Origin of the sequence: Tsuneonella aeria (genome assembly GCF_009827495.1) — a bacterium.
GTDB lineage: Bacteria > Pseudomonadota > Alphaproteobacteria > Sphingomonadales > Sphingomonadaceae > Tsuneonella > Tsuneonella aeria.
On sequence record NZ_WTZA01000001.1, the window covers coordinates 175,524 to 185,980 of the forward strand.

General features: G+C 65.9%; 10 protein-coding genes and 1 pseudogene. 4 read left to right on the forward strand and 7 right to left on the reverse strand.

What is annotated here, in order from left to right; genetic code table 11:
- Window positions 1-75 precede the first annotated feature (75 nt).
- Window positions 76-414 carry a PilZ domain-containing protein gene (locus tag GRI40_RS00840; protein ID WP_160609592.1) on the reverse strand — a complete coding sequence of 113 codons (339 nt, stop codon included), beginning with the start codon at window positions 412-414 and terminating at the stop codon, window positions 76-78.
- Between the two features lie 61 nt (window positions 415-475).
- The gene (gene tyrS / locus GRI40_RS00845) at window positions 476-1,684 is read right to left on the reverse strand and encodes a tyrosine--tRNA ligase (protein WP_160609593.1); all 1,209 of its coding nucleotides are present in this window, start codon (window positions 1,682-1,684) and stop codon (window positions 476-478) included.
- Between the two features lie 50 nt (window positions 1,685-1,734).
- On the opposite strand from tyrS, the gene GRI40_RS00850 reads away from it, so the two are divergent.
- Together GRI40_RS00850 and GRI40_RS00855 are read left to right on the forward strand one after the other, a co-directional pair.
- Window positions 1,735-2,259 (forward strand): DOMON-like domain-containing protein, encoded by a 525-nt coding sequence (locus GRI40_RS00850; protein WP_337190460.1) that lies wholly within the window; start codon window positions 1,735-1,737, stop codon window positions 2,257-2,259.
- A complete protein-coding gene (locus GRI40_RS00855) occupies window positions 2,256-3,455 on the forward strand; it encodes an exo-beta-N-acetylmuramidase NamZ family protein (protein WP_160609595.1) in 1,200 nt (399 codons plus the stop codon). Before GRI40_RS00850 ends, GRI40_RS00855 begins: the two co-directional genes overlap by 4 nt.
- On the opposite strand, the gene ygiD is transcribed toward GRI40_RS00855, so the two are convergent.
- On the reverse strand, window positions 3,449-4,243 hold the full coding sequence (gene ygiD, locus GRI40_RS00860) for a 4,5-DOPA-extradiol-dioxygenase (protein WP_160609596.1): 795 nt from the start codon (window positions 4,241-4,243) through the stop codon (window positions 3,449-3,451). The genes GRI40_RS00855 and ygiD overlap by 7 nt on opposite strands.
- 159 nt (window positions 4,244-4,402) lie before the next feature.
- Between ygiD and GRI40_RS00865 the strand changes: the two genes are divergently transcribed.
- Complete coding sequence (locus GRI40_RS00865; protein ID WP_160609597.1) at window positions 4,403-5,686, forward strand: spinster family MFS transporter; 1,284 nt, start codon at window positions 4,403-4,405, stop codon at window positions 5,684-5,686.
- On the opposite strand, the pseudogene GRI40_RS00870 reads toward GRI40_RS00865, so the two are convergent.
- The 3 genes and pseudogenes from GRI40_RS00870 to GRI40_RS00880 all read right to left on the reverse strand — a co-directional run.
- Window positions 5,677-6,306, reverse strand: a pseudogene (locus GRI40_RS00870) (lipid II flippase family protein); the annotation flags it as partial. The gene GRI40_RS00865 and the pseudogene GRI40_RS00870 sit on opposite strands and share 10 nt — an antisense overlap.
- A gap of 110 nt (window positions 6,307-6,416) precedes the next feature.
- The gene (locus tag GRI40_RS00875) at window positions 6,417-6,767 is read right to left on the reverse strand and encodes a hypothetical protein (RefSeq protein ID WP_160609598.1); all 351 of its coding nucleotides are present in this window, start codon (window positions 6,765-6,767) and stop codon (window positions 6,417-6,419) included.
- A 35-nt stretch (window positions 6,768-6,802) separates the two neighbouring features.
- Window positions 6,803-7,984 (reverse strand): vWA domain-containing protein, encoded by a 1,182-nt coding sequence (locus tag GRI40_RS00880; protein ID WP_160609599.1) that lies wholly within the window; start codon window positions 7,982-7,984, stop codon window positions 6,803-6,805.
- 124 nt (window positions 7,985-8,108) lie between these two features.
- Between GRI40_RS00880 and GRI40_RS00885 the strand changes: the two genes are divergently transcribed.
- Window positions 8,109-9,506: a methyl-accepting chemotaxis protein gene (locus GRI40_RS00885; RefSeq protein WP_160609600.1), complete on the forward strand. Its 1,398-nt coding sequence runs from the start codon at window positions 8,109-8,111 to the stop codon at window positions 9,504-9,506.
- Window positions 9,507-9,524: 18 nt separating this feature from the next.
- On the opposite strand, the gene GRI40_RS00890 is transcribed toward GRI40_RS00885, so the two are convergent.
- Window positions 9,525-10,382: an AAA family ATPase gene (locus GRI40_RS00890; protein ID WP_160609601.1), complete on the reverse strand. Its 858-nt coding sequence runs from the start codon at window positions 10,380-10,382 to the stop codon at window positions 9,525-9,527.
- Window positions 10,383-10,457 lie beyond the last annotated feature (75 nt).

A 10,457-nucleotide genomic window follows, 5' to 3' on the forward strand; every position in this document is an offset into this window, starting at 1 on the left:
CCCGGCCATGACAGCCGCCACGCGGATTGCCAAGCAAGCCGTGCGTGTCAGCCGTTCAGCAAATCTTGACGTCTATCAGCGCGCGCGGCGCAGGCGCGGGTTGGGCTGCAAGGCTTCGATAATGCGGCCGAAATCGTCGAGCCGGATGATCCGTTCGAACTGGAACCCGGCGCGCGCGTCGCGAATCCAGATCACATAGGCTTCGATCCGCCCGATTTCCGGCAGGCGCACGATCACGCGGTCGCCGCGCTCCAGATCCTGCGCATCATCGACCATGAAACCGTGGGCCGAGAGGTTGGCGATATGCAGCTTGATATCGCCGCGCTGGTAATGCTCGGCGATGACGGGAAAATCGACCGGATGCCGCGCCGCCCGGCGCAAGTCCGTTACCGAAAGCTGAGCACCGACAGACACTGTAACACGACCCTCCCGTTCAGGTGAGGGTCCGGACTAGCGGGCAATCGCTGACATTGGGTTAAACGAGCACGCCGTGGCGCTTCTTGCCGAGACTGATGCGGCCGGGCCGGGCAGGGGCGAGCACATCGGCCACCGTCTCCCCGTCGAGCTTCACCGCGCCTTCGCTGCCCTTGCGTTTCGCCTCGCCATTGGAGGCCGTGAAGCCCAGCGCGGTAAGAGCGGCAGCGAAGGTCATTCCCGGCTCCAGCGCCAGGGTCGGCAGGTCCTCCCCGGTGCCGCCGTCGGCAAAAGTATGCGCGGCGGTCGCCTCCGCGGAGCGGGCGGCATCCTTCCCGCGGACCAGCGCGGTCACCTCGTTCGCGAGCACGACCTTGGCCGCGTTGATCTCCGCGCCCTCGAGCGCTTCGAGTCGAGCGATCTCATCCAGCGGAAGGTCGGTGAAGAGCTTCAGGAAACGGCCCACGTCGCGGTCATCCACGTTGCGCCAGAACTGCCAGAAGTCGTAGCTCGGTAGCTGTGCCTCGTTCAGCCAAACCGCGCCGGCGGCGGTCTTGCCCATCTTGGCACCGTCCGCGGTGGTCAGCAGCGGTGTCGTGAGGCCGTAGAGTTCCGCCCCGTCCATCCGCCGGCCGAGTTCCACCCCGTTGACGATGTTGCCCCACTGGTCGCTGCCGCCCATCTGCAGCCGCGCGCCCAGCGTGCGGCTGAGATGGCGGAAGTCGTAGCCCTGCAGGATCATGTAATTGAATTCCAGGAACGTCATCGGCTGTTCGCGTTCCAGCCGCAAGCGCACGGAATCGAACGTCAGCATACGGTTGACGGTGAAATGCGTGCCGACTTCCTGCAGCAGTTCGATGTATCCGAGCTTGCCCAGCCAGTCGTGGTTGTCGACCATGACCGCGTCGGTCGGATCGTCGCCGAAGGTCAGCAGCTTGCCGAACACGGTGAAGATGCCTGCGATATTCTCGGCGATCGCCGCGTCTGTCAGCATCCGGCGGCTCTCGTCGCGGCCGGTGGGATCGCCGATGCGCGTGGTTCCGCCGCCCATCAGCACGATCGGCTTGTGGCCCGTCTGTTGCAGCCGGCGGAGCATCATGATCTGGACCAGGCTGCCGATATGGAGCGAAGGCGCGGTGGCGTCGAAGCCGATGTAACCCGGCACGACCTGCCGCGCGGCAAGGGCGTCCAGCCCCGCCGCGTCGGTCATCTGGTGGACATAGCCGCGCTCGTCGAGCAGGCGCAGGAGGTCGGATTTGTAGGCGCTCATATGGGGCGGCCGGTTAGCACGGGGGCGGTTTCATGCAAGCGCATCGGTTGTTGGCGCACCCCGCGCACCCGCCCGCGCGGGTCACTGGGATCGAAGCGCGGGTAATCGGATTCGACGCCGACTGGCTGCGCGTGCGCTGGCGGATCGAGGGGGCGCAGGCTCTGGTCATTCCCCCGTTTGCCGGGCGCGGCCGGGCGGACGAGCTGTGGCGCACGACCTGCTTCGAACTGTTCCTGCGGCCCAATGGCGGGGACCGTTACGTCGAGTTCAACCTGTCGCCGTCCGAACGATGGGCGGCTTACGATTTCTCCTCCTACCGCGACGGCATGGCGGATCGCCCGGCCTCCAGGGAACCGGATTGCACGATGCGCCAGGGCAGCACGTTCGCCATCTTCGACGCGGCCATTCCCGCGGACGCCCTGCCGCAGCTTCCCGCAGACGCGAACTTCGCGGCGGTGATCGAGGAGCAGGGCGCGGTCGTGTCCTACTGGGCGCTCGCCCACCCAGCGGCCAGGGCCGATTTCCATGACCCGGCTTGCTTCACGGCGAGGGTTGCGCCACCGCGCGGGGCATGAACTTCGGTATCGACCGGCTCCTTGCGGAGCCAGAGCTCCTGCGAGAACTTTCCGGCCGGCGCGTAGCGCTCGTCGCGCATCCGGCTTCGGTGACGGCCGACCTGACCCACAGCCTCGACGCCCTGATTGCCGCCGGCGTCAATGTCACGAGCGCATTCGGCCCGCAGCACGGGCTGAAAGGCGACAAGCAGGACAACATGGTCGAAACCGGCGACGAGGTCGATCCCGCCCTCGGCATCCCGGTGTTCAGCCTCTATGGCGAAGTGCGCCGGCCCACCGGCCAGATGATGAGCACGGCCGATGTGTTCCTGTTCGACCTGCAGGACCTCGGCTGCCGTATCTACACGTTCGTCACCACGCTGCTCTACCTGCTGCAGGCGGCGTCGAAGCAGGGCAAGACCGTCTGGGTGCTCGATCGGCCAAACCCCGCCGGGCGGCCGGTGGAAGGCACGCTGCTGGTGCCGGGACAGGAAAGCTTCGTCGGCGCTGCGGAAATGCCCATGCGGCACGGGCTGACCATGGGCGAAATGGGGCACTGGTTCATCCGCCGGTTCAACCTAGACGTCGATTACCGCGTGATCGCGATGGAAGGCTGGCAGCCCGACACCGGGCCGGGTTTCGGCTGGCCGGAAGACCGCGTGTGGATCAACCCCAGCCCGAATGCCGCCAGTCTCAACATGGCGCGCGCCTATGCCGGCACGGTGATGCTGGAGGGGACGACGCTGTCAGAAGGGCGCGGCACCACCCGCCCGCTCGAGGTGCTGTTCGGCGCGCCCGACGTGGATACCAGCGCGGTCCTTGCCGAGATGCGCCGGATCGGGCGCGGCTGGCTGGATGGTTGCGCGCTGCGGCCGTGCTGGTTCGAGCCCACGTTCCACAAGCACGCAAAGACGCTGTGCAACGGGTTGATGATCCACGCCGAACACGGCTTCTACGATCACGAGGCTTTCCGCCCGTGGCGGCTGCAGGCCCTTGCGTTCAAGGCGATCCGCCGGCTGTACCCCGATTACGAACTGTGGCGCGACTTCGCTTACGAATACGAATTCAAGCGGTTGGCGATCGATGTCATCAACGGCGGCCCATCCTTGCGCGAATGGGTCGACGATCGCTGCGCAGAGCCGTTCGACCTCGACACCATGGCCGGGGCGGACGAAGCGCGCTGGAGCGACGAAATCGCGCCGCTGCTGCTTTACTGAACGGCAGCGAGCGCGCGCGCATCGCCCCAGATGGCAGATGTCATCGACAGGGCGCCGTCGATGCTATCGTTGAACAGCGCCACCTCGTCGTCCGCCTGCCGCGCGCCGAGGGCGTAGAGCAGCGGGATGAAGTGCTCGCGCGAACTGAGCGCCATGGCGGCATGGCTGTCGCCGGGCGCGAAGTCGGTCAGAGCAGCCTCATCGCCAGACAGGATCGCGGCATTGGTGCGCGCACGAAACTCGCTCGCCCATTCGGGCAGCGTGCCGATCGACTGACGCCAGAGCGCCAGATTGTGGATCACGTTGCCGCTTCCCAGCACCAGCACGCCTTCGTCGCGCAGGGGCGCGAGCCGGCGGCCGACTGCAAGGTGTTCCGCGAACGTGAGCGACATGTCGACGCTCATCGCGACGACAGGAATGTCGGCATCGGGAAAGATCGGCAGCAGCGTGCCCCAGACCCCGTGGTCGAACCCGTGATCAGGATCGATCACCGCGCGGTCCCCGATGAGCCCTGCCACGCGCGCCGCGAGTTCGGGCGAACCCGGCGCGGGATAGCGCATGGCGTAGAGCGCTTCGGGAAAGCCGCGGAAATCGTGGATCGTGCCCGGCCGCTCGCCGCCGGTCAGCCGGGTTTCGCCATGGGTTTCCCAATGGGCCGTGATGGCCAGGATCGCGCGGGGACGGGCGAGGCGCGCGCCCATCGCTTCCATCGTGCGGCGTTCCGGGTTGTCGGTAATCATGGTCATCGGCGAACCGTGACCGACGAACATGGCAGGCTGTCTGGACATGCCACATAGATAAGCATGCCGGCTCGACGGCCAAGGGGCACCATACCCCGTTGCCGGGCAGCCACCCCGATTGTTCAAAATACGCTTGACGCGCGGCCATGCGTGCCCGACCCTTTCTTCAAGATGGCGTTTCGAGCGCTGCGATCGAGAGGAATCCGAATGGCAAGCGTGCCGGCAGAAGCAGCCGGGCGGCGCGGGGTCACGGCTACGCTGTGGATCCTGCTGATCGTCTACATCTTCAATTTCCTCGATCGCCAGATCGTCAACATCCTGGCCGAACCGATCGCGCGTGACCTGCAATTGAGCGACACACAGATCGGCTTGATGACGGGGCTCGCCTTCGCCCTGTTCTACACGGTCCTCGGCCTGCCGATCGCCCGCTACGCCGATCGCCCGGGGACCAGCCGGCCGCGCCTGATTGCCCTCGCGCTCGCCGTGTGGTCCGCCATGACCGCGCTGTGCGGCTTGGCGCAGAACTTCATCCAGCTTCTGCTTGCCCGTATCGGCGTCGGGGTAGGGGAAGCCGGCTGCACCCCGGCGGCGCACTCGCTGATAAGCGACCTGGTGCCTAAGGAACGGCGGAGCTCTGCCCTCGCGTTCTACGCCCTGGGCATCCCGATCGGCTCCCTGCTTGGAATGATCATCGGCGGGCTGCTGGCCGATACCATCGGGTGGCGGCAGGCGTTCATCGTGGTCGGACTTCCGGGCGTGTTCCTCGCGATCATCGTGTTGATGGTGCTGAAGGATCCGCGCCACCGCGTGCAGGAGAACGGGACCACGCCGCCGCCCCGGATGGCAATGGGCACGACCTTGAAGGCGATCTTCGGGTCGAGGGCGCTCATGCTGCTGCTGGCCGCGGCATCGTTCGCGGCGTTCCTCAGTTACGGCAAGACCACCTGGGCGACGATCTTCTTCCAACGCACCCACGACCTTTCGCCGGGGGAGGTCGGCCTCTACTTCGGTATCGTCAACGGCATTGCCGGCATCCTCGGCACATGGTTCGGGGGCAAGATCGCCGACCGCTGGGGCGCGACGAACCGGCGCCACGTGCTGACCGCGCCTGCGCTGGGCATGCTGATAGCCGCGCCGCTCGCCTGGGTCGGCTACAACGCGGCGGACTGGCGCGCGGCGCTGTTCATCCTGTTCGTGCCGACCCTGCTGAATTCGCTCTATTACGGCCCGACGTATTCGGCGGTGCAGGGCCTCGTCGCCCCGCAGGCGCGGGCGATGGCGGCGGCGGTGCTGCTGTTCTTCCAGAACCTCATCGGCCTCGGCCTCGGTCCGCTCGCGTTCGGGATGCTGTCGGACGCGATCAAGCCGACGTTCGGCGAGGACAGCGTGCAGTGGGTGCTCTATTTCGCGGCGTTCCTGGGGCTGATCCCGGCGCTGTTTTTCTGGCGGTGCAGCCTGCGCCTCGACGCGGAGCTTGACCGTCAGACGTGAACCGCGATCCAGGCGATCAGGATTGCGGCCGGGAGCAGGACCGCCTGTGCCAGGATCGTTCCGGCCAGGCGGCTGAACGAGATCCACACGATGGTGCGACGGAATAGCGATTCCTCGATCCGGCCTTCCACCACGTCGTCCGTCATCACGGAAAGCTGCGGGTCGATGAGGGCGAACAGCAGGATGGTGGCAAGCCCGTTGATCACCGCGGACAGCTGGCTGGCAGTCACGCGGAACTCCGGCGCCAGATATCCGGCGTAGAGGGAGGCGACCACGCCCACGGTAAGCAGGCCCTGCGCCAGCACGTTCGCCAGCAGCACACCCCACGATACGCCGCGCGGCTTGGCAAGCGCGGCGAGATGGCCGCGCGCCGGCAGCGACACTTCCTCGCGCACCGTACGCAGGCCCGCCGGGGTGGCCGATCGCAGGATCAGCTTGCCGGTGGAGCGGTGGCGCTGGAAATGGCCGATGGCGCGCGCGAACAGGCGCTGGCCGGTCGGCACAAGCACGATGCCGACGAGCACGGCCGCCGCCGCGCTGGCGAGCACGATGCGGAAATCGCCGAGCAACGCCTCGCCCCCACCTTCCAGCAGACGCCGCTCGATCCGCTTGGCGAGAAAAGGTCCGAGGAATGCCGAATGTCAGCGCGCAGATGACGAAGAGCTGGGTGTCCATCGGGCGCGGGCTCTAGGCGCGTTTCCGGCCCTCCGCCATGCCAATCGTCAGCGGATCATCGCGCAGGTTGGAGCAGCGGGGCGGAAGGGTTCGCCGGCGGGATCGGCCTTACGTCGTTGATGTCCCCGTGCATCTGCAGGACCGCGCAATCGTCGATCCGCTTGTCCACCGCCGCGATCATGAGCGGGCGTTCGGGGCTGGCAGGCGTGCGGTCCAGCCTGGGCTGGCCGGCGACGTCCCGCACCCGCTCGATCCGGTCGGCGCAGCGCACCTGGTCCGCCACTTCGTCCACGCTCGTCCAGCGAGCAGGCGGCTCGGTATAGCCGGGTAGCATCCGCGCGGGCGAAGGGGCGGGCAGGGCTGCGGCGGCAGCGCCGGCGGCTACAAGAAGAGGCAGGATGATCACCCGGATGACGCTGGCTCCTTCCTCGCCATGATACGTCAACCCTGCTTGCGGCTCAATTCCCGCATGGCATCGTCCAGCCCGTCCAGGGTCAGCGGATACATCCGGTCGTTGACAAGCTGCTTGATCAGCTTGGTCGACTGCGAATAACCCCACTGCTGTTCAGGCACCGGGTTCAGCCACACCGTGGCGGGGTAAGTGTTGGTGACCCGGTTCATCCAGGTAACGCCTGATTCCTCGTTCATGTGTTCAACGCTGCCGCCGGGATGCGTGATCTCGTAAGGGCTCATCGCAGCGTCGCCGACGAACACGATCTTGTAATCGTGGCCGTACTTATGAAGCACGTCCCAGGTTTTCGTGCGTTCGGCCCAGCGGCGGCGGTTGTCCTTCCACACCCCTTCATACAGGCAGTTGTGGAAATAGAAGAACTCCAGGTTCTTGAATTCGGCCGTGGCGGCGCTGAACAGCTCTTCCACCAGCTTGATGAACGGGTCCATCGATCCGCCCACGTCCAGGAACAGCAGCAGCTTTACCGCATTGCGCCGTTCGGCCTGCATGTGGATGTCGAGCCATCCCTGCTTCGCAGTCCCTTCGATCGTGGCCTCGAGGTCGAGCTGGTCCGCCGCCCCCTCGCGCGCGAAACGGCGCAGGCGGCGCAGCGCCATCTTGATGTTGCGCGTGCCCAGTTCGCGCGTGTTATCGAGATTGCGGAACTCGCGCTTTTCCCACACCTTGAGTGCGCGCTTGTGCTTGCTTTCGCCGCCGATCCGCACGCCTTCGGGATTGTAGCCGCCGTTTCCGAACGGGCTGGTGCCGCCAGTGCCGAGCCACTTGTTGCCGCCCTGGTGGCGCTTCTCCTGTTCCTCGAGCCGCTTCTTCAGCGTTTCCATGATCTCGTCCCAGGTCCCCAGGGACTTGATGGCCTCCATCTCTTCGGGCGTGAGGAATTTTTCCGCCACCGCCTTCAGCCAGTCTTCCGGGATGTCGACCTTCGCCTGACCGTAATCGGTCAGGACCCCGCGGAAGACCTTCTGGAACACCTGGTCGAACCGGTCGATCAGCCCTTCGTCCTTCACGAAAGTCGCCCGGCTCAGGTAATAGAACGCCTCCGGCGTCTGGTCGATCACGTCCCGGTCCAGCGCCTCGAGCAGCGTCAGGTGTTCCTTGAAGCTGGCGGGGATACCCGCCGCGCGCAGCTCGTCGACGAAGTTGAAGAACATGGGCCGATCATACCGGCTGTGCGGCATGACCGCCAGCGGTGATGTCCGCGCGCGCCCTTAAACCTTCGCTAACCATGGCCCGGTAAAGCCAGTCCAAGTCACTCGGACGGGTAGCAGGGGCACCATGGAACACACCGTAATCGACCAGGCGTCGGCACACGCCATCGACCGCATCTCGGCAAGCTGCGGCGACGTGACGGTGGGCTGCACCGATGTTGCCGGGATCATCAACGCCGTGCTCCTGTCGTCCGAAAAGCTGCGGGCCGAGCACACGGCGCTGCAATCGACCGTCTCCGGGCTGGAGCGGGACCAGATGAAAGTTGCCGAGGCGAGCGACGAGGCCCGGCTCCTGTCCGAGCGCGCGATCGAGCGGTTGAGCGACGGCGCCGCCATGATCCAGTCCTCCCTCGACCAGATCACCGGGCTTCTCGAGCTGGTGGAGACCCTCAGCGTCCATGTCACCGGCTTCGCCGCCGCGATGAACCAGGTCCGCCGCAGCGCGCAGGAAATCGACCAGATTGCCGAGACGACCAACATCCTCGCGCTTAACGCCACGATCGAGGCGATGCGTGCGGGCGACGCTGGGCGGACCTTTGCGGTGGTCGCAAACGAGGTGAAGAGCCTCGCCAGCGACACCCGCCGCGCCACGGAGGAAATCGGCCGCACGATCGATACGCTGGGCAAGGAAGCTGACGAAGTGATCGCCAAGATCGAGCACGGCGCGCGCGAAAGCGGCGCTGCCAAGGTATCGGTCGGGCAAATCCAGCACACGATGCGATCGGCCAACGAACTGATCGTCGAGGTCGACGGCCAGAACGACCAGATCACCCGCGCCACCGCGACGATCAGCCACCACGTGCAGGCCGTGCAGACAGTGCTCGAATCGTTCGACCGCGCGGCGATAGACAACGAAGGCAAGCTGACCGCCGCGCAGAGCCGCATCGAGGACCTGGAACTGACCGCCAGCGCCATGTTCGATGAAATGGTGAAAGCCGGCCTCTCGCCCGCCGACAGCGCCATGGTGGACAAGGCGCAGTCCTTCGCGCGTGAGATCGTGGCGCGCGCGGAAGAGGCGCTGGGGCAGGGCACGCTGACCGCCGCCAGCCTGTTCGACCAGTCCTATGTCGAGATCCCCGGCAGCAACCCGCCGCGCTTTCGCACGACGCTGACGGACTGGGCGGACGCCAACTGGCGCCCTGTCAACGACCGCGTGATCGCCGAAGGCGGGCCGATCAAGATGTGCAGCCAGGCCGACATGCGCGGTTTCCTCCCGACGCATGTCACCGACCGCTCGCGACCGCCGACCGGAGACCTGGCGCATGACACCAAGTACTGCCGCAATGGGCGCATCCTGCTGTGGGCGATCGATCGCAAGGCGAAGGAAAGCACCGCGCCCTACATGATGGCGGTCTATCGCCAGGAGGGCGACGGCCAAACTTACGAGATCGTCCGCAACGTCTATGTGCCGCTGGTCATCAACGGCCGCCGCTGGGGCGATTTCGAACTGGCTTACGTGCTGTAAGGCGGCCCAGTCGGGGCGTCAGGCCCCCTGGCGGCGGGACATGAACGCCAGCCGTTCGAACAGCATCACGTCCTGTTCGTTCTTCAACAGCGCGCCGTGGAGCGGGGGGATCGCCCTGCCCGGATCGCGTGTCTGCAACACGTCAAGCGGCATGTCTTCGTTGAGGAGCAGCTTCAGCCAGTCGAGCAGTTCGCTGGTCGAAGGCTTCTTCTTGAGGCCCGGCACTTCGCGGATTTCGTAGAAGACGTCCATCGCCTTGCTCACCAGGGTCTTCTGGATCCCGGGATAGTGGACCTCGATGATCTCGCGCATCGTTTCGCGTTCGGGGAAGCGGATGTAGTGGAAGAAGCAGCGGCGCAGGAATGCGTCGGGCAGTTCCTTTTCGTTGTTCGAGGTGATCACCACGATCGGCCGCTCCCGCGCGGCGATGGTTTCCTGCGTCTCGTACACGTCGAACCGCATCCGATCGAGTTCCTGGAGCAGGTCGTTGGGAAACTCGATGTCCGCCTTGTCGATCTCGTCGATCAGCAGGACGGGAAGTTCGGGCGAGGTGAACGCGTCCCACAGCTTGCCGCGCTTGATGTAGTTGCGGATGTCGTGGACCCGTTCGTCGCCGAGCTGCCCGTCGCGCAGGCGAGCGACCGCGTCGTATTCATAAAGACCCTGGTGCGCTTTCGTGGTGGACTTCACGTTCCACTCGATCAGCGGCGCGCCCACCGCCTTGGCGATCTCGTAGGCCAGCACGGTCTTGCCGGTGCCGGGTTCGCCCTTCACCAGCAGGGGGCGGCGGAGCGTGACGGCGGCGTTGACCGCGACCTTCAGGTCTTCGGTGGCGATGTAGCTGCTGGTGCCTTCGAAACGCGACAGGTCGGCCATGCGTATTTCCCTTGCGACTTTACGTTTGCGTTAGGGGCAAGCGGGCAGCGGGGCAAGCAGAGTGCGCAATCGGCA